At 57.0% G+C, this 24,008-nt stretch carries 22 protein-coding genes; 8 read left to right on the top strand and 14 right to left on the bottom strand.

What is annotated here, in order from left to right:
- Positions 1–19 precede the first annotated feature (19 nt).
- Entirely contained in the window at positions 20–1,348 is a 1,329-nt protein-coding gene (locus MXM41_RS01725; RefSeq protein WP_325930817.1) for a glycoside hydrolase family 10 protein, read from the top strand.
- Between the two features lie 53 nt (positions 1,349–1,401).
- Here the strand turns inward: MXM41_RS01725 and MXM41_RS01730 are convergent, their stop codons facing one another.
- Positions 1,402–1,812, bottom strand: a complete 411-nt coding sequence (locus MXM41_RS01730) for an ASCH domain-containing protein (RefSeq protein ID WP_325929518.1) — start codon at positions 1,810–1,812, stop codon at positions 1,402–1,404.
- A gap of 79 nt (positions 1,813–1,891) precedes the next feature.
- On the bottom strand, positions 1,892–2,512 hold the full coding sequence (locus tag MXM41_RS01735) for a LysE family translocator (protein WP_325929519.1): 621 nt from the start codon (positions 2,510–2,512) through the stop codon (positions 1,892–1,894).
- A 162-nt stretch (positions 2,513–2,674) separates the two neighbouring features.
- Between MXM41_RS01735 and MXM41_RS01740 the strand changes: the two genes are divergently transcribed.
- The gene (locus MXM41_RS01740; RefSeq protein WP_325929520.1) at positions 2,675–3,052 is read left to right on the top strand and encodes a RidA family protein; all 378 of its coding nucleotides are present in this window, start codon (positions 2,675–2,677) and stop codon (positions 3,050–3,052) included.
- Between the two features lie 84 nt (positions 3,053–3,136).
- On the top strand, positions 3,137–3,421 hold the full coding sequence (locus MXM41_RS01745) for a VF530 family protein (RefSeq protein ID WP_325929521.1): 285 nt from the start codon (positions 3,137–3,139) through the stop codon (positions 3,419–3,421).
- Here the strand turns inward: MXM41_RS01745 and glgX are convergent.
- From glgX to MXM41_RS01775, 6 genes are all read right to left on the bottom strand, one after another.
- Entirely contained in the window at positions 3,418–5,493 is a 2,076-nt protein-coding gene (gene glgX / locus MXM41_RS01750; protein WP_325929522.1) for a glycogen debranching protein GlgX, read from the bottom strand. The genes MXM41_RS01745 and glgX overlap by 4 nt on opposite strands.
- A 25-nt stretch (positions 5,494–5,518) precedes the next feature.
- Positions 5,519–8,035, bottom strand: coding sequence for a malto-oligosyltrehalose synthase (gene treY / locus MXM41_RS01755; protein ID WP_325929524.1), 2,517 nt, complete (start codon positions 8,033–8,035; stop codon positions 5,519–5,521).
- The gene (treZ, locus tag MXM41_RS01760) at positions 8,035–9,819 is read right to left on the bottom strand and encodes a malto-oligosyltrehalose trehalohydrolase (protein WP_325929525.1); all 1,785 of its coding nucleotides are present in this window, start codon (positions 9,817–9,819) and stop codon (positions 8,035–8,037) included. The genes treY and treZ overlap by 1 nt, the downstream gene beginning before the upstream one ends.
- A 269-nt stretch (positions 9,820–10,088) precedes the next feature.
- Positions 10,089–11,639, bottom strand: coding sequence for a methyl-accepting chemotaxis protein (locus MXM41_RS01765; RefSeq protein WP_325929526.1), 1,551 nt, complete (start codon positions 11,637–11,639; stop codon positions 10,089–10,091).
- A 197-nt stretch (positions 11,640–11,836) separates the two neighbouring features.
- Positions 11,837–13,069, bottom strand: coding sequence for a diguanylate phosphodiesterase (locus MXM41_RS01770; protein WP_325929527.1), 1,233 nt, complete (start codon positions 13,067–13,069; stop codon positions 11,837–11,839).
- 180 nt (positions 13,070–13,249) lie between these two features.
- Entirely contained in the window at positions 13,250–13,999 is a 750-nt protein-coding gene (locus MXM41_RS01775) for an SDR family oxidoreductase (protein ID WP_325929528.1), read from the bottom strand.
- 126 nt (positions 14,000–14,125) lie between these two features.
- On the opposite strand from MXM41_RS01775, the gene MXM41_RS01780 reads away from it, so the two are divergent.
- Positions 14,126–15,031, top strand: coding sequence for a LysR family transcriptional regulator (locus MXM41_RS01780; protein ID WP_325929530.1), 906 nt, complete (start codon positions 14,126–14,128; stop codon positions 15,029–15,031).
- Between the two features lie 25 nt (positions 15,032–15,056).
- On the opposite strand, the gene MXM41_RS01785 is transcribed toward MXM41_RS01780, so the two are convergent.
- The gene (locus MXM41_RS01785; protein ID WP_325929532.1) at positions 15,057–15,485 is read right to left on the bottom strand and encodes an OsmC family protein; all 429 of its coding nucleotides are present in this window, start codon (positions 15,483–15,485) and stop codon (positions 15,057–15,059) included.
- A 366-nt stretch (positions 15,486–15,851) separates the two neighbouring features.
- Between MXM41_RS01785 and bdm the strand changes: the two genes are divergently transcribed.
- From bdm to MXM41_RS01800, 3 genes are all read left to right on the top strand, one after another.
- On the top strand, positions 15,852–16,067 hold the full coding sequence (bdm, locus tag MXM41_RS01790; RefSeq protein WP_325929534.1) for a biofilm-dependent modulation protein: 216 nt from the start codon (positions 15,852–15,854) through the stop codon (positions 16,065–16,067).
- Between the two features lie 80 nt (positions 16,068–16,147).
- On the top strand, positions 16,148–16,285 hold the full coding sequence (gene sra / locus MXM41_RS01795) for a stationary-phase-induced ribosome-associated protein (RefSeq protein ID WP_032618124.1): 138 nt from the start codon (positions 16,148–16,150) through the stop codon (positions 16,283–16,285).
- Positions 16,286–16,461: 176 nt separating this feature from the next.
- Positions 16,462–18,159: an NAD-dependent malic enzyme gene (locus MXM41_RS01800; RefSeq protein WP_325929538.1), complete on the top strand. Its 1,698-nt coding sequence runs from the start codon at positions 16,462–16,464 to the stop codon at positions 18,157–18,159.
- Positions 18,160–18,218: 59 nt separating this feature from the next.
- On the opposite strand, the gene MXM41_RS01805 is transcribed toward MXM41_RS01800, so the two are convergent.
- Positions 18,219–19,148: an MBL fold metallo-hydrolase gene (locus MXM41_RS01805; RefSeq protein WP_325929539.1), complete on the bottom strand. Its 930-nt coding sequence runs from the start codon at positions 19,146–19,148 to the stop codon at positions 18,219–18,221.
- Positions 19,149–19,231: 83 nt separating this feature from the next.
- Here MXM41_RS01805 and MXM41_RS01810 point away from each other — a divergent pair, with 83 nt between their 5' ends.
- Positions 19,232–20,131, top strand: coding sequence for an AraC family transcriptional regulator (locus tag MXM41_RS01810; protein WP_325929540.1), 900 nt, complete (start codon positions 19,232–19,234; stop codon positions 20,129–20,131).
- Positions 20,132–20,161: 30 nt separating this feature from the next.
- Here the strand turns inward: MXM41_RS01810 and MXM41_RS01815 are convergent, their stop codons facing one another.
- The 4 genes from MXM41_RS01815 to MXM41_RS01830 form a co-directional block, all read right to left on the bottom strand.
- Positions 20,162–21,367, bottom strand: coding sequence for an NAD(P)/FAD-dependent oxidoreductase (locus MXM41_RS01815; protein ID WP_325929541.1), 1,206 nt, complete (start codon positions 21,365–21,367; stop codon positions 20,162–20,164).
- A gap of 143 nt (positions 21,368–21,510) precedes the next feature.
- Positions 21,511–22,263, bottom strand: a complete 753-nt coding sequence (locus tag MXM41_RS01820; protein ID WP_325929542.1) for a glucose 1-dehydrogenase — start codon at positions 22,261–22,263, stop codon at positions 21,511–21,513.
- A 31-nt stretch (positions 22,264–22,294) separates the two neighbouring features.
- Complete coding sequence (locus MXM41_RS01825) at positions 22,295–22,642, bottom strand: MerR family transcriptional regulator (RefSeq protein ID WP_325929544.1); 348 nt, start codon at positions 22,640–22,642, stop codon at positions 22,295–22,297.
- A gap of 107 nt (positions 22,643–22,749) precedes the next feature.
- On the bottom strand, positions 22,750–23,973 hold the full coding sequence (locus MXM41_RS01830) for an MFS transporter (RefSeq protein ID WP_325929545.1): 1,224 nt from the start codon (positions 23,971–23,973) through the stop codon (positions 22,750–22,752).
- Positions 23,974–24,008: the final 35 nt, after the last annotated feature.

A 24,008-nucleotide genomic window follows, 5' to 3' on the forward strand; every position in this document is an offset into this window, starting at 1 on the left:
TGTATAACTGGAGCTTATCATCGCCTGTTCACCCCGTTCCCGGCTTGCCACCCACCTGAAACGTTCTGGCGCGCTTATCGCCTGGACGCTGTTACTGGTCAGTTGCAGCTCAACACCCCCCAAATCTCTGGTGACCCCGCTGCCGCTAGTGGCGAAACAGCCGCTGCCCGATAAAACCGCACGCCACGAGCCGGTGCGCGGCGTCTGGCTGGCAACCGTCTCCCGCCTCGACTGGCCTCCCCAGGCCTCGGTTAACGGTCGCAGCGCGGGATCGCGGATTGCCATGCAGCAAAAGGCCCTGACCGATAAGCTGGATAACCTGAAAAACCTCGGGATCAATACCGTGTTTTTCCAGGTGAAACCGGACGGCACGGCCCTGTGGCCATCAAAAATATTGCCGTGGTCAGATATGCTGACCGGCAAAATTGGTCAGGATCCGGGATACGATCCGCTGCAGTTTATGCTGGATGAAGCGCACAAGCGCGGGATGAAAGTCCACGCCTGGTTTAACCCCTACCGCGTCTCCACCAACACCCGCCCCGGCACCGTCGCTGAGCTGAACCGCACCCTGACGTTGCATCCCCCCAGCGTCTATGTCCTGCATCGGGAGTGGATCCGCACCGCGGGCGACCGCTTTGTCCTTGACCCGGGCATCCCGGAAGCCCGGGACTGGATCACCAGTATCGTGGCCGAAGTGGTGTCACGCTATCCGGTCGACGGGGTGCAGTTTGATGACTACTTCTATGCCGAGTCCGCGGGTTCGAAGCTGAACGACAGCCAGACGTATCGCCAGTATGGTCAGGGCTTTGATTCGAAAGCCGACTGGCGACGCAACAACACCCAGCAGCTGATTACCCAGGTGTCGCGCACCATTAAACAGTTAAACCCGAACGTGGAGTTTGGCGTCAGTCCCGCAGGGGTCTGGCGTAACCGCTCCCACGATCCGGCCGGGTCCGACACCCGGGGCGCGGCGGCCTACGACGAATCCTTCGCCGATACCCGTCGCTGGGTGCAGCAGGGTCTGCTGGACTATATCGCACCCCAGCTGTACTGGCCTTTTGCCCGGGATGCGGCGCGCTATGATGTGCTGGCAAAGTGGTGGGCCGGCGTAGTGAAACCCACCCATACGCGACTCTACATTGGCGTGGCGCTGTATAAAGTGGGCGAGCCCTCAAGCAAAGAGCCCGACTGGACGGTAAAAGGCGGCGTGCCGGAGCTGAAAAAGCAGCTCGATTTAAATGAATCCGACCCGCATATCGACGGCACAATTTTGTTCCGTGAGGACAACCTCAACCAGCCCCAGGCGCAGGATGCGGTGCGGTATTTGCGCACGCGTTGGGGGGCGTGACAAGAGGCGGTTGTCCGCCTCTGCCATCATTCAGCGCCTGCAGCTCATTCATGTTACAGGCGCTCAATAACCTCAAACTCTTCGGCAATCAGTTGCATATTCTCAGAAAAGGAACCTTCCTGCGTAAAGAAGCGCTGATGTTCCTTGCGCCAGTACGCCAGACTTAAGTCGCCTTCCCCCTCTTTTCGGGCAAATTCAGCGGTGACATCACAAAAACGCATCAGACGCGCCGAAACCAGCCTTACAACGCAGGCAGGTTTATCCTGCCCGTCAAGAACGATGATGTAACCGCCGATTCTGGATGCAGCCCCTTCTTGCTGGTAAGACGCCAGAGAGCCACAGGTGGCTGTTTTGAGCCCTTTTGCGATCAGGTCTGCCAGCTCGCTGGCCAGTGCCGGACTGTCCCCCATCTGCCAGGTATCTGCGTTCGGATACTTCACCTTTAATTCATCAGCTGCATTCATAAAAAACCTGTCAATTGCACAGAAACATAATGCCGGGGGTGCTTCGCCTGCCCGGCCTGCGTTTGCCCCCCCGCCTGCGCTATCTCGTGCTGAGGGCAAGTTTAGCGGCGAAGCCTAAAAACAAGCATCCTGTTACCCTGTCCATCGCTTTAATCACGCGGCTTTTTTTCAGCACGGATGAGGCAAAATGGGTGGACAAAATCAGCGTAACTGACCACAACGTTCCGATTGCAACGTGAATGCTGACAAGAATAAAGGTCCAAATCAGCGGGGAATGTCCGGCAGGGATAAACTGCGGCAAAAAGGAGACATAGAAAATGCCTATTTTAGGGTTAAGCACATTGCCCAGCATACCTTTGACAAACCAGTTTCCCTGGGCAGCGAGGCCGCTTTCATTTTGAATGAACGTCGAGCGAGGGCGTCTCAGCAGCTGTAAGCCCAGCCAGCACAGGTAAGCGGCGCCACAGACTTTCAGTATGGTATAGGCCAGCTCTGAAACCGCCAGCAGTGCACCCAGACCGAGCGCGACCAGCGTACCCCAGATGAAACAGCCCACATTAATACCCAGCGCAGCCTGAAAGGCTTTTTTACCACCCTCCGCACAGGCGGTGCGAAGAATGAGTGCCGTATCCAGACCGGGCGTCAGGGTAAGTAAAAGTGCAGCGAGTGAGAATGCAAAAAGAGAATCGGTGACAGACATTTTCTTTCTCCGAAAGAGCAGATGCTAGCCACTTATTACCGTGCGTTCAACCCCTTACATTTTGGGGAGAAGACATATCTGGTAGTAGCGGCGGGACTGTTGTTCGTCTAGTGTAGATACATAATTCCACCGAACGGTGAATGTCCAGAAAAGGTATCTCATATGAGCGATCTGGTAAGAAAGAATTACCCTCAACTGGGGGACGTTAAGGCCCCCTATGTCCACTCAGTTAAGCATGGCGATACGCTCTACATTTCCGGATTAACGGCGTTTGGCACCCCCGCGCAACATCAGGGCATCGCGGAACAGGCCGACGCGATCTTCAGCCAGATACGGGAAATTATCCGCGCGGAAGGAACCGATTTTTCATCGCTGATCAAAGTCACTATCTTTATCACTTCGTTCGGGGAAATCGACGCCCTGCGCAAGGTGTTATACCGCAACTACGGTGACCACCTGCCAGCCAGTTCGCTTGTTGAAGTCAGCCGTCTCTTTTCACCGGACCTCTCAATTGAGATTGAGGCGATATTCGGCCTGTGATGTTAACGGGTAACGTTGCTGGCTTGCGGCTTTTCTTGTAACCTTCCCCGCTTTCCGCTCTTTGCTGATAATAAACGGACGCGTATGACCGCTCACCCTTCGAAAGATCCTTTGCATGGCGTCACGCTCGAGATGATGGTTAACGCCCTGGTGGCGCGCTATGGCTGGTCGCAGCTGGGTAAGCTGATCAAAATCAACTGCTTTAACAGCGACCCCAGCGTCAAATCCAGCCTCAAGTTTTTGCGCCGCACGCCCTGGGCCCGCGCGGAAGTCGAGGCCCTGTATCTGGACTCACTGGAGGATACCGCGCCGGCCAAAGCCGACGACGATACCCCCAGCCCGTGGGCCAGAGCGCGGGCTGATCGTTAAGGTCGGCGCAACAACACGATACTGCGGCCTGCCAGCGGGAAGTCAGTGTTCGGCGTGACGGCCTGATCCAGGTTGTCACCCTCTACCGTACTGAGCTCCAGTACCCAGCCCCCGTCACCGCATTCCGGGATGCGGAAAGGCACCGCGGCCTCGTATGGATTGATCAACAGCAGCACCTCGTGCCAGACCCCATGTTGTCCATGCAGATCGGCCCGGGTGAGATAGAGACCAAGCGTGGTGCCTTCATCCCAGTGCTCCGGCAGCTGTGGCCCGCCGCCAGCATTGAACCACTGGATCTCCATCCCGTCACGCCAGCTTTCGCGGCGCAACAGCGGCTGGCGGGTACGCAGCTCAATAAGATGACGGGTAAACTTGCGCAGCGCGTCGGCACTTTCCGGCAGGTCCTCCCAGTGCACCCAGCTGATCTCGCTGTCCTGACAGTAACCGTTGTTGTTCCCCAGCTGGCTGCGGCCAAACTCATCCCCGGCCAGCAGCATCGGCGTGCCGTGTGAGAAGAGGAGCGTGGTCAGGAAGTTGCGCTTCTGCTGTTCGCGCAGGGCGTTAATCTGCGCGTTGTCGGTAGGCCCTTCGGCACCATAATTTGATGACCGGTTATCGTTGTGGCCATCGTTATTATCCTCACCGTTGGCCTCGTTATGCTTCTCGTTATAAGAAACCAGGTCATTTAAGGTGAAGCCGTCATGGGCGGTAATAAAGTTGATGCTGGCCCACGGGCGACGCCCGCGCTGATCGTACAGATCGCCTGAGCCGAGCAGGCGCGCGGCAAAGTCAGACGAGACGTTATCCCCACGCCAGTATTCCCGCACGATATCGCGATACTTGTCGTTCCACTCGCCCCAGCCGGGCGGGAAGCCCCCTACCTGATACCCGCCAGGGCCGATATCCCAGGGCTCGCCAATCAGTTTGAGCCGCGAGAGCAGCGGATCCTGCATCATGGCGTCGAAAAAGCCGCCGCGCTCATCGAACCCCTCCGGCTCGCGTCCGAGAATGGTGCCGAGGTCAAAACGGAAGCCGTCGATATGCATCGCTTCTGCCCAGTAGCGCAGAGAATCCATGATCATCTGCAGCACCCGGGGATGGGAGGTGTTCACGGTATTACCGGTGCCGGTATCGTTCACATAGTAGCGATGCTGACCGGAGATCGTGCGGTAGTAAGAGAAGTTGTCGATCCCCTTGAAGGAGAGCGTCGGGCCCAGCTCGTTGCCTTCGGCGGTGTGGTTATAAACCACGTCGAGGATCACTTCGATACCGGCATCATGGAAGGCACGCACCATATCGCGGAACCCCTGAATACCGTTCGGGCCGTAATAGCGCGACGCCGGGGAGAAAAAGTTCAGGGTGTTATAGCCCCAGAAATTTTTCAGTCCCCGGTCCAGCAGATGCTGGTCGTCCGGGAAGGCATGCACCGGCAGCAGCTCCACCGAGGTGATGCCGAGGCTTTTGATATAATCCACAATGGCTTTGTGCCCCAACCCTTCGAAGGTGCCACGCAGTTCGGGCGGGATCGCCGGGTGAAGCTGGGTAAAGCCCTTCACATGGGTTTCGTACAGAATGGTCTCAGACCACGGTACCGCCGGGCGATGCGGATCCTGGCCGTCAAACACCCGCGGGTCGATGACCCGGCATCGCGGGGTAAACGGCGCGCTGTCGCGGGTATCAAAGCTGAGGTCGAGATCGTCATGCCCCAGCTCATAGCCAAAATGGGCGGGGTTCCAGATAAGCTCGCCGGTCAACGCCCGGGCATAGGGGTCGAGCAGCAGTTTATTCGGGTTAAAACGATGGCCGTTTTCCGGATCGTAAGGGCCATAAACGCGATAGCCATACAGCGCCCCCGGCTTCAGATCCGGTACATAGCCGTGCCACACTTCGTCGGTGTATTCCGGCAGCTCCAGGCGGGCGATTTCATGCTGTCCCGTCGGGTCAAACAGACACAGCTCAACGCGTTCGGCGCAGGCCGAAAAGAGCGCAAAATTGACCCCTTTGTCGTCATAGTTTGCCCCCAGGGGATAACTCTGCCCTGCCAGAATCTCATAGGTCTTATTATTTGCCATAACCTCTCTCCCTCGAACCTCATTATTAGCCGCGGGCAAGTAATACCCGCCAGCAATCCTGTGCATCATCTAATTTCAGGCTTTCGCCTGGCATAACAGTTTCACCGCTAAAACAGTCCTGATAGCGACGTCCGGCCAGTTCGGCAGGTAAAACCACCTCCGTCTCACCCCACAGAGCAGCGCCCGTCACCGGAAACGCCTGTTCTGCACAGGTAAACGCCAGTCGTGGCGCCACCACAATCAACACGTCGTCGTCATCCACGCGGGCAAAGGCGATGGCTTTGTCTGCCCTTTCACCCCGGGTGAGCAGCGCGACATAGCTGCCCCAGCGGAACAGTGCCGGTTTACGCTGGCGCAGATGCAGCAGCGTGCTGGTGACATACAGCTTAAGCTGCCCGTTCAGCCAGCTCGCCTCATGGCTGGCGGTATGCCGATCGGCGCGCTGGAGCTGCTGGCTCAGCTGCGCGAAATCCGGCTCGCGGCGGTTATCCGGATCCACGAGGCTAAAATTGAGCCCCTCGCTGCCCTGATAGACATCCGGCACGCCGGGGGCGGTCAGTTTGATCACCGTCTGGCTCAGGCTGTTCACCAGCCCTGCGCGGATAAACGGGCGTAACGCGGTGCTGAAGTCGCGCAGGAAATCCTGATTCTCCGGCGACAGCAGATGGCAGGCATACTCCAGCACCACCGTTTCATAGGCTTCGTTGCTGTCTACCCAGTCGGTGCGCAGCTTGGCCTCGCGCAGCGCCTTCTCCACAAAGCCCAGGAAGCGTTCTTCCAGGGCATGCAGCCCCGCGGCATCCTGCGGATCCAGCTCAGGCGGCCATACCCCCGCCAGCGCCTGATAGAGCATCCAGGTGTCGGCGGCTCTCGGCGCTGTGCCATCGTTCAGAAAACGGACATGGGTCTGGTTAAGCTGCTGCCAGCGGGCCACGCACTCCGCCCACACCTGTGGCGCTTCGGTCAGGGTGTAGAGCCGGGCGCGGGCATCTTCGCCGCGCTTGGTATCATGAGTGGAGGTGCCGGAGAGCGCATCCGGCTGGCGCTCACGCCGCGCCGTCATCTCGGTGTGAAAGCGCGTTAACGAGAAGGCGCGCGGTACCGGCTCGGCCCCCACCTCGTTGAGCGCCAGATCCATGTGCTGACGGAAAAACAGCGTATCTTCCACCGATTTCGCCATCAGCGGCCCGGTCAGCTGCTGAAAACGGGTGCGGAACTGGCTGGCGGTCTCCTTAGCCTTCTCGCAGACGTCACCGGTCAGAATGCGGGTCAGTAAGCCGAGGGCGTCCGGGTCAGCGCTGACGTGCGTCAGCACGCTCTGGAGTAACCGCATGTCTGCGGCCGACATCCCCTGGGCCGTGCCGTAGGTGCGATAGACCGGGAAGGCCACCAGCAGTTCCCGCAGCGCCAGGCGCAGCGGCTCTTCGTCAACAGCAACGCCTTCGGCCTGCGCCAGGGAATTTGCCAGCCGCAGCAGCGTGGCAAACTCGCCGGCGAAGTTGCGGTCCACCATCAGCAGCCGCGCCGCGCGCAGTTCGGCGGGCATATCCACCGGGCTGCCCACCACCGCGTCGTAGGCCTGGCGCAGGCTGTCGATTTTGTCGTCATCCACCAGCACTTCCGAGAGCGAGGCGATAAATTCATACCCGGTGGTGCCGGAGACAGGCCAGTCTGCCGGGAGGTTCTCCCCTTTACTGAGGATCTTCTCCACCGTGATGTAGCAATCGGCCCCTGCCTCCTGACGCAGACGCTGCAGATAGGCATACGGGTCGGCCAGACCGTCCACGTGATCGATGCGCAGCCCGTCCACAGCACCGGACCGCACCAGCGACAGGATCAGAGCATGGCTGTCATTGAATACCGCGTCGTCTTCGACCCGTACCCCCACCAGGCCGGTGATCTCGAAGAAGCGCCGCCAGGAGAGATCGCGCGGGGCATCGCGCCAGCTGCTGAGGCGATACGGCTGCTGATCGTGCAGGCGGGCAATGGCTTCAGGCTCGCGCAGGCTCAGCACCGCCTCCTCGCGCCCCATCCAGCTGTCCGGAGTGAGCGGATAATAGTTGTCGTAAACGGCCAGCGCCGGTTTACCGGTATCGGGGTCGCGTTGCACGCTGATGTCGCCGTTCGCCAGCACCACGTCAAAATCATCACCCAGAAACGGCAGGGTCAGACGACGGGACCAGTCGATATCAAAATGGCGGGCATAGCGGCTCCTCTCACCATGTTCAATCACATCGCGCCACCAGGCGTTCTCCAGCGAGGTGGACATGTGGTTTGGAACGATGTCGAGGATCAACCCCAGGCCCGCCGCCTTCAGGGCGCCGACCAGCCGATCAAATCCGGCGCGCCCGCCAATGGCCGGGTCGATCTCGTTGGCGTCGGTCACGTCATAGCCGTGAGTTGAATCACGGGCAGCGGTAAAAATCGGCGAGGCATACAGATGGCTGATGCCGAGCTGTTGCAGATACGGCACCAGACTGGCGGCACGATCGAAGGTCATGCCGTTACGAAACTGAATACGCCAGGTCGCTGTGGGGATCATTAATGAGGTTCTCCAGGGGCAAATCGGACAATAAGGGTGTCAGGCCGTAATTCGGTATGGATCTCAGGCCAGGCAAAGAGGGTTTCGCCCGGCAGATCGGGCATCTCCTCCGTATGGCTGCCGACGTTAAACGCCAGCGACAGGGTCCCCTGTGGAAACGTCCAGATCACCGCCACACAGCCCGGCCCTGTTTCCAGCACCTTGCCCCCGCCATGGCGGGCGGTGGCCAGCAGCGGCACAATGGCCTGCTGGCGCAGCTGCAACAGATGACGGGTAAAGCTCAGCCAGCTTTCCCCTTCCGGCTGATGGATTTTTTCCCAGTCGAGCTTGGATCGCGCGAAGGTCTCCGGCGCGTTCGGATCGGGCACGCCCTCTTCCTGGTGGCTGGCATGGTCGGCAAACTCCTTCGCCCGCCCCTCCCGTACCGCGCGCGCCAGGTCACCGTGAAAATCGGTAAAGAAAAGGAAAGGCCGTGTTTCGCCAAACTCCTCGCCCATAAACAGCAGCGGGATGTGTGGCGAGAGCAGCAGCGCAGCCAGCAGCACCCGGGTACGATCCTCCCCGATAAGGGTGAGCAGACGATCCCCGTGCGCCCGGTTACCCACCTGATCGTGGTTCTGGATGAAATCGACAAACGCCACCGGCGGCTGGTCAATGCTTTTCACCCCACGCGGCTCGCGGTGCCGTGGCGTGATTTCGCCCTGGAAAGCAAAGCCTTCGGCCAGCGCTCTGGCGACCCACTTTTCGGGCTGATGGGCAAAATCCCGGTACCAGGCGTGGGTCTCCCCGCTGGCAAGAACGTGAATGGCGTTGTGCAGATCGTCGTTCCATTCGGCGGTATAGAGCTGCGGCGTACCGTCCTCTGCGTAAGGATGCAACGAAATGATATTGCGGCTGTCTTCGGTGGTGAGATGGATTGGACGGTCGGTTATTTCTGCCCGAATGCGTTCAGCAATTTCTACCATGATGTGCTTTTCAGACGAATCTGTGATGTGGTCTATGGCGTCAAAGCGCAAACCGTCGAAGCGGAACGCGTTTAGCCAGTACAGCGGCACGTCAGTAATAAACTGGCGCACGGGTGCGACATCGTAAGCAATGCCATTCCCCCACGGAGTCATTCGCTCCGGATGGAAAAAGTCCGGCGACAGAAGCGGGAGGTAGTTTCCTTCCGGCCCGAAATGGTTCAGCACAATATCCAGCACCACCGACAACCCCAGACCGTGGGCAGTATCCACGAAGGCCTTCAGCTCATCCGGCGTACCGTAGGCGCTGTGCGGGGCATAGAGCAACACGCCGTCATAGCCCCAGTTGCGATTGCCGCCAGCCTGCGAAACGGGCATCAGTTCGATCATCGTAATGCCCAGCGAGGCCAGATACGGCAGCTTGTCGGTAGCCGCGCGGAAGGTGCCTTCCGGGGTGAAGGTCCCGATATGCAGCTCATAGACCACGCTCTCTTCCCAGCGTCGGCCCTGCCACTCAGTGTTGCGCCACACATAACTGTCAGGATCGCAGACCAGCGAAGGGCCATTCACATCCCCTTGCTGGGCGCGGGAGGCCGGGTCAGGCACGGCTGTGCCGTCAGGCAGGATAAAGCTGTAGGTCGAACCGGGTTTGACGTAGTCAACCGTCAGGTCGAATCCGCCGTCACCGGTCGGGTGCATCGCCAGCGTTTCGTCGTTCAGACGCAGGGAGATCTGCTCCTGGCCGCTGGCCCAAAGATGAAAGCGAACCGTGTTCGCATCAATGTGTTCACAACCCCAATACGTAATAGATTTAGCTGTCATTCCACCACCTCGTTTGACCCATGTTCCTCGGGTTGCTTAACGTTAATCGCTACGCAGAGGGAAAAGAGAAAGTGCGGCGGCAATCCACCGCGTGTGCACATCAAGCATAGACCAGGAAATTTAATGTGAGATGGGTCACGACGAAGCGGTTGAGAAGAGGAGCGGTGCGGGATTGCCGGGTGGCGGCTCCGCCTGACCCGGCCTAAGCATGACAAAACACCAGACCCGGCAAGCGCAGCGCCGCCGGGCAATAAGAGGGTAACAGAGGATTATGCCGGTTCCGGCAGGCGGAAGCTGGCGATACTTTGCGTCAGATGTCGGGCCTGCTCTTCCAGCGACGCCGCCGCCGCTGCCGACTCCTGCACCAGGGCGGCGTTCTGCTGGGTCACGCCGTCCATCTCGGTAACTGCCTGCCCCACCTGACCAATACCGCGACTCTGCTCTTCGGAGGCCACCTGGATCTGTTCCATCAGCGCGTTGACTTTATTCACCGAGTTGATGATGGCATGAATCACCTCTCCCGAACGATTCACCAGCTGCGAGCCATTTTTCACGCTGGAAACCGACTGGGCGATCAGGTTCTCGATGTCCTTCGCCGCCACCGCGCTTTTCTGCGCAAGGGTGCGAACTTCGGTTGCCACCACCGCGAAGCCGCGCCCCTGCGTCCCGGCGCGTGCCGCTTCAACGGCGGCGTTAAGCGCCAGGATATTGGTCTGGAAGGCGATGCTGTTAATGACGCTGGTGATATCTTCGATGCGCTGAGAGTTGGCGGCGATGGTGTTCATGGTGTCGATCACCTCGCGGGTCACGGCCTCACCGGTGCGGGCATTGTCCACCGCATCCTGCACCAGTTTACCTGCCTGGAGGACATTGTCGGTGTTATTCGCGACCGTCGCGCTCAGCTGCTCCATGCTGGCGGCCGTTTCCGTCAGGGCTGCGGCCTGCTGCTCGGTGCGGGAGGCCAGATCGATATTGCCGGAGGCAATCTCGTGCGAGGCGTGGTTCACGGTATGGCAGGCTGCGCGTACCTGAGAGATGGTATCCAGCAGGGCCAGACGCATCTGCTCCATCGAGCCCATCAGCAGATCGAGTTCATTGTTTGACCCGCTCTTCTGCGGCACCGCTTCCGTTAATTTACCGGCAGCAATCTGGCTGCAGTGCTCGCGTGCGAGGTTAATCGGCGCGAACACAAACCGCTTCATCAGAACGCTTACCCCGACGATCACCACCACAAACAGCGCGGCAAAGGCAGCGATAATGGTTAAGCCGGAGGCAAACTGCGTACGCGCATCGTCATTCAGCTGTTTCGCGTATTTCTGATGCACCGACAGCACCTGATCGAGGACGATTTCATACTGACGGTCAAGGCTGGAAATCTGCGGGATCAGGGCATCGAACCTGGCCCTGTCGTGGGCAGCGGCGGCGTCAATCAGCGGTGCCAGTCCGCGATCGCGGTAGGCCAGCCAGCCCTCATTATAGTTTTTCACTAACGGCGCCTCGTCCGCCAGGCGGGGAGCGTCGTTAAACGCCGCGAACGCGCTATCCGCTTTGCTCAGGGCCAGTTTCACAGAGGCCAGCTTTTCGTCGAGACCGGTTGTGTCCCCACTTTCCACCTGCTTCATGTACTCCATGACCCGCACGCGCAGGGTACGGCTGTGGTTAATAGGATCGATAATGGACAGGACAACCTGAATCTCTTTATTCACGTTATCCAGTGAGTTATTGCTTTTAACGGCCAGCCAGACGTTGGTGGCGGCACTGGCGACAAAGAAAAACAGCAGGGCCAGAAGAATGGCAAGGGACGACTTTTTTAACGACATAAATACCTCAGGAACAATAGGGTCTGAGGTATTATCGGCAGGGCTAATTTAACATTGAGTTAAAGTTATTTATAAATAAAAAACCCGCAAAACGATTAAAATTATTAAAATCACGGCATTATAAAATTATTGCTAATAATTTAACCTGTCGGACATTGAAAATATTTAACGGCTTACCCTGGCCACAAGCTGAATATTTAGTCGCTCAAATAACCAGCGCTGGAAAATTGCGGCCAGTGGATCTCCCCCACCCCGTTTAATTTAGGCCGGGCGAACAGAAAGCCCTGAAAACGCTTGATGCCTGCCGACTCCAGCCAGCACCACTCTTCGATTTTCTCGATACCCTCGGCCACCAGCGCAATCTCAAGATCGGTGCAGCAGCTGACAATCGACTTCACAATCGCCTGTTTCGGGCCGCTCAGATGGATATTGCTGACAATCTCGCGATCGATTTTCAGCTTATCCGGCTGGAAACGAGTCAACAGCGACAGCCCGGCATACCCGGAACCAAAATCATCAATCGCCAGGCCAATTCCCGCCGCCCGCAGCTGCTTGATGGCGCTGTTAAACTGGTTAAACCCGGAGATCATTTCGTTTTCGGTGACTTCTATGACCACCTGCTCCGGCTGCAGGCCGTGAGCAAGGATCTGGTCCATCAGATAATCGACGGCGCCGGGCACGTTCACCAGCGACATCGGCAGCAGGTTGATGGCGATTTTGTGATCGCCAATGCCGATTTTCTCTGCCAGCGCAAAGGCGTACGCCTTGGTCTGCAGATCCACTTCGTACATTTTGTCCTGATCGATGGCGTTAAAGAATCGCTCCGGACTTCCTCCGTCATTACCGCGAATTAACGCCTCCAGCGAGGAAATCTTCCCTTCTGTAGGTTCCACAATCGGTTGCAGGGCAAACTGACAGACCTGGTTATCAATCGGCCCGTTAATGGACTTGCCAAACGGGGCGTGTTCAGGCGCAAGTTTCCACCTGTCCGGCAGGAAGGCCGACCCGTCGCGGGTTTGCTTCTGGCGGCTAATAAACGACTGAATAAATTTGAATACCCGATCTTCCGCCGCCAGATAGTGATCCAGCTTGCTGTAGCGCAGTACAGAGGAGAGCACCGATTTTGGGGTATCGATAAGCAGATCGAACAGCAGCATACCGACGTTTTCAAAGCGTCTGCGCGGGCCATAATCACGCATCAGCTCCACCACGCTGTAATGGCGTTTGTCCTCTCTGATTTTCACGAACAGTTTTTCAATGACCTCTTCCGACCCTTCCAGGATCTGCAGAAAATCAACGCCGTTAAACAGCAAAATGCCCGTTACGTCCAGCGCGCCATTGCTGTGTCTGGCTTTTTCAACGAGTGAGGTAAGGGATAAAGATTTGCAGGATGGATTTAACTGGCTTTTGTAAATGAGAGTCGTCAGCACAGCCGCTGTTCCCGGTCGAATGTTAGGTCTTATAAGCTATTGTTTAGCATAATTTACATTTGACGACTAATAGTATTACGAAGATGCATCACGAAAGAAGCGATTCGGCTCAAAAATAATCAGGGTGAATGCTTAGAAAGGTTGCCGCCCGGGCAGCAACCCTCTCTTATCGCTTTAGCATTAAATCTGCGCCATCCCGCCATCCACAAACAGCTCGGTGGCGTTAATAAAGCTGGCGGCATCAGAGGCGAGGAACGCCACCGCTTTACCCACCTCTTCCGGTTCGCCAATGCGTCCCAGCGGTACCGTAGCGGCTAACGCATCGAACAGGCCCTGACGCTGATCTTCTGGCACCAGCTCTCCCAGGCCTGGCGTTTTAATCGGACCCGGGCTGACCACGTTCACCCGGATACCGCGCCCCTGCAAATCCAGCGCCCATGAGCGGGCAAAGTTTCGCACTGCCGCCTTGCTGGCGCTATAAACGCTGAAGTTGGCGGTACCTTTGATGGAGACCGTAGAGCCGGTAAGGATCACCGATGCTTTGTCAGCCAGCAGCGGCAGCGCCTTCTGCACGGTAAACAGCACGCCGCGGACATTGGTGGCGAAAATACGGTCAAAGTGCTCTTCGGTTATCGCCCCCAGCGGCAGCATGTCGCCGCCGCCGGCGTTAGCGAACAGCACGTCCAGCCGCCCGGACTGTTCAGCGATTTGCGCATACACGGTATCAAGATCAGTAAGCACAGAGGCGTCGGCGCGAATGCCGGTGACCTGGCCTCCGAGGGTGGCGACGGCGTTGTCCAGCTCCGCCTGACGACGACCGGTGATGTAAACCTTTGCCCCCTGCGCCTGCAGCTCTTTAGCCGTTGCCAGACCGATACCGCTGGTGCCGCCGGTAACCAGAGCGACCTTACCTGTTAATGCTGTGTTCATGTGATTTTCCTTCCGCGTTGTTGGTGTGGATGCACTGTAGCGCTTGCGGGATTACGGAAAAATCAGCAAAAATGGAAATCACTTTTTCTCTGGGGAAATAATCCCCATTTCGATGAGTGCCCTTCTATGGATCAATTACTGGCCATGCGCGCCTATACCCGCGTGGTGGAAACCGGCAGCTTTACCCGGGCGGCAGACTCGCTGAATATGCCCATCGCCACCCTCAGCAAGCTGGTCAAGGCGCTTGAGGCCCATCTGGACGTGCGGCTGTTACAGCGCACCACCCGGCGGGTGACGTCCACCCCGGAGGGACAGGATTATTACGAAAAAGCCCGCCGGGTACTGATTGATATCGAGGATATCGACACCTCTTTCAGCACGGCAAAACAGCAGCCCCAGGGGCATCTGCGCATTGATGTCGGCGGCTCTACGGCGCGGGACGTGCTGATCCCCGCCCTGCCGGATTTTATGCGCCGCTATCCCGAAATCCGTATCGATCTTGGCGTGGCAGACCGTCCGGTGGATCTGATTAGCGGCAATGTAGACTGCGTGATCCGCGGCGGCGCGCTGGAAGACTCCTCCCTGATCGCCCGGCACATCGGCAATGCGGAGATGGTCACCTGCGCCACCCCGGGCTACCTGAAGCATTACGGCCTCCCCGCCTGGCCGGAGGAGCTACGCAACGGCCATAAGCTGGTGAGCTACCTGTCGCCAGTGACCGGGCGCGCCGTGCCGTTTCGTTTTACGGAAAACGATGAGACCCGTGAAATTAACCTTGTGCATCGTATCGGGGTGAACGAGAGCAACGCGCACCTGGCGGCGGCAGTAGCCGGAATGGGGATTATTCAGACCTTTCGTTACTCCACAGGTGCTCTGTTAGAGGCGGGAACGCTGGTAGAGATCCTGGCGAAATGGCGGCCGCCGCACTACCCGTTTTACGTGGTCTATCCGCAAAACCGGCATATGACGCATCGCCTGAAGGTGTTTATCGCGTGGCTGGCGGAGGTCTTTCCCGCCGCGTTGAAAGGATAGCCGGGCGCAGCGCCCGGCAGGACAATCAGTTCAGCTGATAGTCTAGGGTGATTTCTGCTTTCAGCACCTGAGACACCGGGCATCCGGCTTTTGCTTTCTGAATGATGCCGTCGAACTGCTGCGGATCGATACCCGGAACAGTCACTTTACTCTGCAGAGCCACTTTGCTGATGGCAAAGCCGCTGTCGGTTTTATCCAGCGAGACGTCCGCGGTGGTGTCAATAGAATCGGCGGTATAGCCCGCCTCACCCAGCATTAACGACAGCGCCATAGAGAAACATGCCGCATGCGCAGCACCAATCAGCTCTTCCGGGTTGGTGCCCTTCTCCCCTTCGAAGCGGGTATTGAAGCCGTAAGGCTGCTGATTAAGGACGCCGCTCTCGGTAGAAACCGTTCCCTTACCGCGTTTGATATCGCCAGACCAGTGTGCCGAACCGTGCTTATGAATTGTCATTGTTGCTCTCCTTTTGGCTTACAAAGCCTTCAGTATAGACTACGCAGCGGCTACAACCGGAAACAGTGATATGTTGAGATTATTCTGTGAAGTCGAAGAGGTTGCGGCTATTGCAAATACGTTTGATACGTGTAATTTAAATCCGTCCTCACCAATATTTATTCTCTGGCACCGCCCGGAGGAAAATATATTGTGAACTCTGGAGACGATTTATTTGTTTTTTTAAGATCATGAAAAAGCATGATTTTATGACACAAATATTTCTTAGAGGATTCTTAAACACAGCGGCAAAAATATTTGCCATTCTGAATACGACTGATGTTTTTGCGAGCCGTACCATTAAACAGAAAACGACACGGAGGCAACATGTTTAATTATTATTCTGCAAATACAACATCCGCACAGCCGGAGCTGGTTAACGCTATCGCACAGGGTTTGCGCGCTGAAATGGGCGCTGTCACTGAAGATGACATTTTAATGGAACTGACAAAATGGGTGGAAGCCGCAGACAATGACATCCTCAGTGATATCTATCAGCAGACCATCAACTATGTGGTAAGCGGGCAACACGCCAGTCTCTGAAAACCTGCTATGCTGGATCTGGAACCTATGGGGTTACATTTTGTTCGCCTTATCACTATCAACAGGAATGAGGAGTCACTATGAAATCGAACCGTCAGGCACGCCATATTCTGGGACTGAACTACAAGCTGTCTAACCAACGCAAAGTGGTGATTGAGGGCGACAGCGAAACGCAGGTCACCCACGCCACCGGCAGAAAACGCCACGAACCGAAATAAGTTCTCCCGAACGATCCCCGACACCATCGGCAAAACCGATGGTGTTTTTATTTGTATGTTGCAGTTTTTAACATTCAGCTCCTTTATACTACCCGCCTGACACCCCCTACGGGCACGCCACAGAAGATGATCAACACCCGTGCCAGGGACGGATATGCAAAAATTAAGTGAGTGACATGGACAACAAAGCCAAAAAACATCGTTCCCTTTACATTCCTTACGCCGGACCGGTTTTGCTGGAGTTCCCTCTCCTGAACAAGGGCAGCGCTTTCAGCATGGAAGAGCGCAGCAACTTCAACCTGCTGGGTCTGCTGCCGGAGGTGGTCGAAACCATCGAAGAGCAGGCCGAGCGCGCGTGGATCCAGTACCAGGGCTTCAAGACCGAGATCGACAAGCACATTTACCTGCGTAATATTCAGGACACCAACGAAACCCTCTTCTACCGCCTGGTGCAGAACCATCTCGATGAGATGATGCCGGTGATCTACACCCCCACCGTCGGTGCCGCCTGCGAACGCTTCTCCGAAATTTATCGCCGCTCGCGGGGCGTGTTTATCTCCTATCAGAACCGTCACAACATGGATGACATTCTGCAGAACGTCTCCAACCACAACATCAAGGTGATTGTGGTGACCGACGGCGAGCGTATCCTCGGTCTTGGCGACCAGGGGATCGGCGGGATGGGCATCCCTATCGGTAAACTGTCGCTGTACACCGCCTGCGGCGGCATCAGTCCGGCTTACACCCTGCCGGTGGTGCTGGATGTGGGCACCAACAACCAGCAGCTGCTCAACGATCCGCTGTATATGGGCTGGCGCCATCCGCGCATCACCGACGACGAGTACTATCAGTTCGTGGATGACTTTATCCAGGCAGTCAAACATCGCTGGCCGGACGTGCTGCTGCAGTTTGAAGATTTCGCTCAGAAAAACGCCATGCCGCTGCTGAATCGCTATCGCGACGAAATCTGCTCCTTTAATGACGACATTCAGGGCACCGCGGCGGTCACGGTGGGCACGCTGATCGCGGCCAGCCGCGCGGCGGGCAACCAGCTAAGCTACCAGAAGATCGTCTTCCTCGGCGCCGGTTCCGCCGGGTGCGGCATTGCCGAACAGATCATCGCCCAGACCCAGCGCGAAGGGTTAAGCGAAGAGCTGGCCCGCTCCCGCGTCTTTATGGTCGACCGCTTTGGCCTGCTGACCGACGCCATGCCAAATCTGCTGCCGTTCCAGACCAAACTGGTGCAAAAGCGCGAGAATCTCAAAAACTGGGATACCGAGAGTGAAGTGCTGTCGCTGCTGGACGTGGTTCGCAACGTCAAGCCAGATATTCTGATCGGCGTCTCAGGCCAGACCGGATTGTTCACCGAAGAGATCATCCGTGAGATGCATAAATACTGCGCCCGCCCGATCGTCATGCCGTTGTCGAACCCGACCTCCCGCGTGGAGGCCACCCCGCAGGACATCATCGCCTGGACCGAAGGCAATGCGCTGGTCGCCACCGGCAGCCCGTTTGCCCCCGTGGTGTGGAAGGACAAAATTTACCCGATTGCCCAGTGCAATAACTCCTATATCTTCCCAGGTATTGGCCTGGGGGTGATCGCCTCGGGCGCGTCGCGCATTACCGATGAGATGCTGATGTCCGCCAGCGAAACCCTGGCCAAGCACTCCCCGCTGGTGAACAACGGCGAAGGGCTGGTGCTGCCGGAGCTTAAGGATATTCACGTGGTGTCGCGCGCGATCGCCTTTGCGGTCGGGAAAATGGCTCAGCAGCAAGGCGTGGCGGTGAAAACTTCTGCCGATGCCCTGCAGCAGGCAATTGACGAGAACTTCTGGAAGCCGGAATACCGCAGCTACCGTCGCACCTCGATTTAAGCCCTGAAATGCCGGGCACGCGCCAGCGCTGCCCGGCCTTCATTAATGCTGAAGCAGAACTAATACTCCCACGGACCCGGCACCCAACGGAAAGTGCTGCCGTCAACAGCAACATGACAGACGGACGGGAAGGAAAGATGGGTCGCCACCAGCGACTCCCGGTTGGCGGCAAGCTCCTGCAAAAGCGCAACCCGTACCCGTGCTGCCTCTTCAGGATAATGGTCGAAACCGTTATACCAGTCAGGATGATCGAACCCGACCGGGAATACCGCGTCGCCCGCAAAGGTCAGGCGTTCTCCACCGGAGGCCAGACGCACCACGCTGTGCCCTGGGGTATGGCCGCCAATACGCGTCACCTGTACTCCAGGGGCGACCTCATGACTCTCCTTAAAGGTATGCAACTGGCTGCGGTATTCCGCCAGGAACCGTGTGGCGGTCTGCCGCAGCGCATCCGGGAAGCCAGGCGGCATGGACACCTGCGAAAAATCAGGGGCTTCCCAGAATGCGACTTCTGCCTCAGCGACATGAATACGCAGATCCGCACGCATACGTTCCTTTACGCCTGGAATAAGCAGTCCGCCGATATGATCCATATGCAGGTGGGTGATCACGACATCGGTAACGGAGGCAAGATCGATGCCCGCCGCCTCCAGCCGCTGGACCGTCTGCCCGGCTCGCGGCAGTTCGGGGAAAGCCGCCCCCATACCCGCATCGATAAGGATGGTCTGGTTGCCGCTTCGCACAACAATGACGTTAAGCGCCCAATCCAGCTCATCGGATGGCAGAAACTGCTCCTCAAACCAGGCGGTTCTGATGGCCGGGTCGGCATTATGGCCAAGCATCGGCCCGGGTAACGACAGCACCCCATCGCTGACGACCAGTACATCGATATCGCCGATTTTCAGAGGGTAGCGCGAGGGAACGCTTTCAGGTTTGTGCGCATAATCCTTTGCGGCCATCGACTCTGCCGCGTCGTGAGATAAAGCCATAGAACCTCCTGCTAAGAGAGATAACCCCGGACAAATTCGCCTATACTCTGACCATCCTTTATTCCGGCATGGCGAACATTGTCATGAACAATCATGAGACTGCACTTAACGATACCGTCAAGGAGATGACCCGCGTTTTAAAAAACCAGCCAGAACTTAGCGTTACCAGCAGTAATCCTCACGCCGGGCGCTGTTACCGTTGGCCCCATGGGCCGCTACACGAAACCATTGCCCCCATGGATCAGCACGTTGTTATCGCCCACCTTGGCACCATGCAGCGCGTCGAGCGCAGAACGGACAATAAACTCGTCAAAGAAACCATCAGAGAAGGCACGCTTTCGACCATTCCTCTCGGCAGTACCTCGCGCTGGGATATGTATGGCGCCGTTGACGTTATTCATTTTTATATTCCTGACCAGATGTTTAAAAATCTGTTGCTGCAGGTGGAAGCGCCTCCCACGGAACTCCTGCTGCGCACGGCGTATTATGATAAAAGCACCGCCAACATTATCTCCGCCATCAGCGATGCCCTGTCAGAGCAGAATAAAATTACGCAGTTGCTGTGTGAGCACCTGATGCTGGCGCTGATTCTTCAGCTGATCCAGAACCACTCTCCGCTCACCTTCCCGGTTCAGCAGACCAACGCCGTTTTGTCATCACGCATGCTTAAACATGCGCTTGACATCCTCGACAGCAACCCCGTCGGGGATATCACAATTCAGGCCCTGGCAGCGGAGCTTGGGATCTCATCGGCACATTTTTGCCGCGCGTTTAAAAACAGCACCGGCCTGACACCCTACGGCTGGCTCAAACAACGCGTAATGGAGCGCGCTTTTGTTCAGCTACAAATGCCCCATAAGCAGGTCTCGGAAATTGCCCTTGAGAGCGGGTACAGTTCGCAAAACGCGTTTACCAGTGCCTTTAAGAAGATGACGGGGTTAACGCCCAGCCAGTGGCGCAACAAGCACTGCGTCGTAAAATAAAAGCCCGCGACGCATCGCGGGCGTCATGCCTCAGGGCACGATGATGTAGTCCGGGTTAGCAACAGAGAACATCTTTTCCCGGTCGGGCTCAGGGGGATAAATCCACTGGGTATTAATTTCCTGCTTAATTTTTTTAGCTTCTGCGCCCTGATACATCACCTGATGATCCCAGCCTTCGGTATAGACAGCGCCCCATTTCCCCAGATCGAGACAGGTCACATACTTAGGCTGGCTGTAAGGATGCAGCGGCAACCCCAGCAGTTCCGCCGCCGCGTTATGCCCGGCTACCCGGCCCAGGCTCATGGCATGCTGACAGGACATCACGTTGTAATTACCCGCGTTGTCCGTTGGCACCTTCACCGTATCACCGGTGACGAAAATGCCGCTGGCTCCAGGTGCGCGCAGGCAGGCGTCGCCCATTACGCGTCCTGAGGGATCTTTTTCACCGGGGATAAAGCGGGTTAAGGGACTGGCACGCATGCCGGCGGTCCAGATCACCGTTTTGCTGGGAATAAACTCGCCGTTCGAGAGCGTGACGCCTCCGGCGTTAATAGCCGATACCCGCACGCCGGTACGCACCGCAATACCACTGCTGGTCAACGCCTGATTGATAATTTCGCAGGCATGCTCGCCCATCGCCTGACCTATCCTGGCGGCATTATCAACGATAATGACCTGCACTTTATGCTGAGCACCGAACAGCGCGTTCAGACGCTCCGGCATCTCCGTCACCGTCTCCAGCCCTGTTAAGCCGCCTCCGGCGACCACAACGGTGTTCCGCGCCGCGGAATCGGGCTCTTTAGCCAGCGCCTGTAAATGGCTGTCAAGCTCGCGGGCTTTTTCAAGAGAGTTGACATCAAAGCTGTATTCTTTCAGCCCTTCGAGTTCAGGATGGAAAACCTGACTCCCCGCCGCCAGCACAAAGCTGTCAAAATTGACCGTCGCCTCTCCTTCTGGCTTACTGACGGTGATCGTTTTGTTTTCTACATCAATATTAATCACGCGGCCCCGAATATAGTTCACATTGGCCGCCTTCAGGACCTCCAGAATAGAAGGATCCATACTTTCCAGTACGGCTTCATACAGTCTTGGCCGTATTGTTAATTTAGGCTCAGGTGAAACGAGAAATATCTCCACCCGATCATCAGCATGGTTTAAATGCACCAGTCTGGCCGCAGAAATAGCCGCCCACATACCTGCAAAGCCGGCACCGGCTACAATAATACGTTTGTTCATATAAATACCCGCAATAAACGTCAGATAATGATGTTGATGTCGCCGGAAATAAACATAGAGCAAATCATCTGTAAAGACTTCATCAAAATTGACGGCATGTCATCGATTTTGATGTTTTTTCACTTTACCGAAAAATTGTCGTTTTAAATCTGCCCCATACCGCCATCAACGCTGAGATCGATACCTGAAATAAAACTGCTTTCATCGGAGGCCAGGAACAGCGCAGCGGCAGCGACCTCCTCAGGGTAACCTAACCGTCCTGCCGGGATGCGGCTTGCCACGTTCATATCAAACAGTTCACGTTCGGCCTCTGACACGCCCATTTTGCTGATAATGGGTGTAGCAATGGGGCCGGGACTCAGGCAGTTCACCCTGATCCCCTGTGCTTTAAGATCCGTCGTCCAGCTGCGGGCGAATGAACGTAACGCGGCTTTGGTTGCGGCGTAGATGTTATGCCCGTCCAGACCTTTATAGTGTGCAACAGAGGCGGTCAGAATAATCGATCCCCCTTGCGACATTAGCGGCAGTGCCTTTTGCACGGTAAAGAAGGTGCCTTTGACATTGATAGCAAACTGGCGGTCAAAATCGCTTTCTGTGGAACCCGGAAAATCAGACAGTAAAATAATGCCCGCGTTGGCAAACACAATATCCAGTTTGCCGTACCGCTTCTCAATTGTTGAAAAAACAGTAGCGTGATTATTTAAGTCGCTAATATCTGAAGCTATCGCGATGGCATTATTATCGCCAAGTATATGGACAGCCTGATTTAGCGCATCTGCATTTCTGCCGGTAATGACGACTTTAGCACCTTCATCAACGAATCTTTTTGCCGTAGCCAGACCAATACCGCTGCTGCCCCCGGTAATTAAGGCAACTTTATTCTCTAACCGTTTCATATTTCATCTCACTTGCGATAGCGGATAGCGATTATTCATAATGATGAATACGTGCAGCGAGTGCGTTTCGGCGTTCATTTAATAAGGCGATCAGGACATCGAGTGCCTGCAGCTTATCCCGATGCTGCGCCAGGCACATAATAAAACGCTCATCGTCCATATCGCTGACCTGCGAAAACTTCTCCAGCTCGGCGATCTGACGGGTACTGAATCCGCATTTTATTAATGAGGTTATCCACCTCACCTTTTCGACAGCTTTCGCATCGAAATCACGATAGCCATTATCCATTCGTTGTGACTGAATCAGTCCTTTCGATTCATAGTGACGCAGTACCCGGGTGCTGACGCCGGTAAGTTTTGCCAAATCGGATGGACGCATCGGTTTCTCCTCGCTGTGGTCTCAGGCTACAACATTGACACTAGTGTCAATGTAAAGCGGCTGCGCGAAAAGAGAGTGTAAGCAAATGTGTATGACATCCTGCGACGTTATTTTGCCGCGTCCGGTACGTCCGCGGTTCGCGTTAACCCCCAGAACATCAGCGCCAGCAGGCTGACTATCGCCCCAAGCATACATACCCCCTGCCAGCCCAGATGGGCGTAAGTGAAGGTCGTGCCGAGCGCCCCCAGCCCGCTGCCAACGGCATAAAACAGCATGTAGAGTCCCACCAGACGGCCGTGTGCCTCTGGACAGGTGCGAAAAATCAGGCTCTGACTGGTGACGTGCAGCGCCTGACCGCCCAGATCGAGCAGCAGGATACCGGGCACCAGCGCCCACAATGAGACCTCCATCAACGACAGCGGCCACCAGGCCAGCAGCAGCGCGACCAGCGCCAGCGCGCTGGTGCGTTGCGCATGTCCGCGATCGGCCCAGTGCCCGGCGCGGGCCGCAGCCAGCGCGCCGACGGTCCCCACCAGCCCGGCCGCGCCAATGGCGGTGTGCGAGAAGTTATAAGGCGGCGCGCTCAGGGGCAGCACGAGCGCGCTCCAGAAAATATTGAAGGCCGCAAACATCAGCAGCGCCAGCATGCCCCTGACCTGTAACACCTTTTCCCCCCTCAACAGCGTCAGCATTGAGGCGAGCAGGCGCGGATAGCTAAGCCCATGGGATGCGGGTGGCAAAACGGGCAGCCGTCGCCACAGCGGGATCGCCATGAGCAGCATCAGACCGGCGGCGCAGAAATAGACTCCGCGCCAGCCCGCCAGATCGCTGACGCCACCGGCAAAAACCCGCGCCAGCAACAGACCGGTAAAGACGCCACCCTGTGCCGCCCCGACCACACGCCCTTGTTCATGGGGTGCAGCGGCGCTTGCCGCATAAGCGATCAGCCCCTGCGTCATCGCCGTGCCGAGCAGGCCCACGGCGAGCATACCGGCCAGCAGTACCGGAGCGGAGTGCGCCATCCCCACCGTCGCCAGCGCGATCACCAGCGCCAGAAGCTGCACCGTCATCAGTCGACGACGTTCCATCCGATCGCCCAGTGGGACCAGAAACAGCAGAGCCAGCGCGCAACCCACCTGGGTGGCGGTGACCACGCCGCCAACCGCCGCCTGGCTGATGGCAAAATCGCGCGCCAGCGCATCCAGCAGCGGTTGCGCAAAATAGACATTCGCGACGCTCATGCCGCTCGCGACGGCAAAAAGCCAGACAAGGCTGCGCGGCAAAACCGCAGGCATCTCTTCGCCGGACAATAACGTGAGTTGCGCTTTCATGCACTCAAGTCTCCTGATTTGGTTTTAATATAAAA

Origin of the sequence: Leclercia adecarboxylata (genome assembly GCF_035787115.1) — a bacterium.
Classification (GTDB): Bacteria; Pseudomonadota; Gammaproteobacteria; order Enterobacterales; family Enterobacteriaceae; genus Enterobacter; species Enterobacter adecarboxylatus_E.

Coding starts and splice junctions, on each gene's coding strand:
- MXM41_RS01740 (WP_325929520.1), top strand. CDS start 2,675: ATGAGCGATCTGGTAAGAAAGAATTACCCTCAACTGGGGGACGTTAAG.
- MXM41_RS01800 (WP_325929538.1), top strand. CDS start 16,462: ATGGACAACAAAGCCAAAAAACATCGTTCCCTTTACATTCCTTACGCC.
- MXM41_RS01735 (WP_325929519.1), bottom strand. CDS start 2,512: ATGTCTGTCACCGATTCTCTTTTTGCATTCTCACTCGCTGCACTTTTA.
- MXM41_RS01780 (WP_325929530.1), top strand. CDS start 14,126: ATGGATCAATTACTGGCCATGCGCGCCTATACCCGCGTGGTGGAAACC.
- glgX (WP_325929522.1), bottom strand. CDS start 5,493: ATGGCAAATAATAAGACCTATGAGATTCTGGCAGGGCAGAGTTATCCC.
- sra (WP_032618124.1), top strand. CDS start 16,148: ATGAAATCGAACCGTCAGGCACGCCATATTCTGGGACTGAACTACAAG.
- treZ (WP_325929525.1), bottom strand. CDS start 9,819: ATGACAGCTAAATCTATTACGTATTGGGGTTGTGAACACATTGATGCG.
- MXM41_RS01745 (WP_325929521.1), top strand. CDS start 3,137: ATGACCGCTCACCCTTCGAAAGATCCTTTGCATGGCGTCACGCTCGAG.
- MXM41_RS01820 (WP_325929542.1), bottom strand. CDS start 22,263: ATGAAACGGTTAGAGAATAAAGTTGCCTTAATTACCGGGGGCAGCAGC.
- MXM41_RS01815 (WP_325929541.1), bottom strand. CDS start 21,367: ATGAACAAACGTATTATTGTAGCCGGTGCCGGCTTTGCAGGTATGTGG.
- MXM41_RS01765 (WP_325929526.1), bottom strand. CDS start 11,639: ATGTCGTTAAAAAAGTCGTCCCTTGCCATTCTTCTGGCCCTGCTGTTT.
- treY (WP_325929524.1), bottom strand. CDS start 8,035: ATGATCCCCACAGCGACCTGGCGTATTCAGTTTCGTAACGGCATGACC.
- bdm (WP_325929534.1), top strand. CDS start 15,852: ATGTTTAATTATTATTCTGCAAATACAACATCCGCACAGCCGGAGCTG.
- MXM41_RS01810 (WP_325929540.1), top strand. CDS start 19,232: ATGAACAATCATGAGACTGCACTTAACGATACCGTCAAGGAGATGACC.
- MXM41_RS01775 (WP_325929528.1), bottom strand. CDS start 13,999: ATGAACACAGCATTAACAGGTAAGGTCGCTCTGGTTACCGGCGGCACC.
- MXM41_RS01785 (WP_325929532.1), bottom strand. CDS start 15,485: ATGACAATTCATAAGCACGGTTCGGCACACTGGTCTGGCGATATCAAA.
- MXM41_RS01805 (WP_325929539.1), bottom strand. CDS start 19,148: ATGGCTTTATCTCACGACGCGGCAGAGTCGATGGCCGCAAAGGATTAT.
- MXM41_RS01830 (WP_325929545.1), bottom strand. CDS start 23,973: ATGAAAGCGCAACTCACGTTATTGTCCGGCGAAGAGATGCCTGCGGTT.
- MXM41_RS01825 (WP_325929544.1), bottom strand. CDS start 22,642: ATGCGTCCATCCGATTTGGCAAAACTTACCGGCGTCAGCACCCGGGTA.
- MXM41_RS01730 (WP_325929518.1), bottom strand. CDS start 1,812: ATGAATGCAGCTGATGAATTAAAGGTGAAGTATCCGAACGCAGATACC.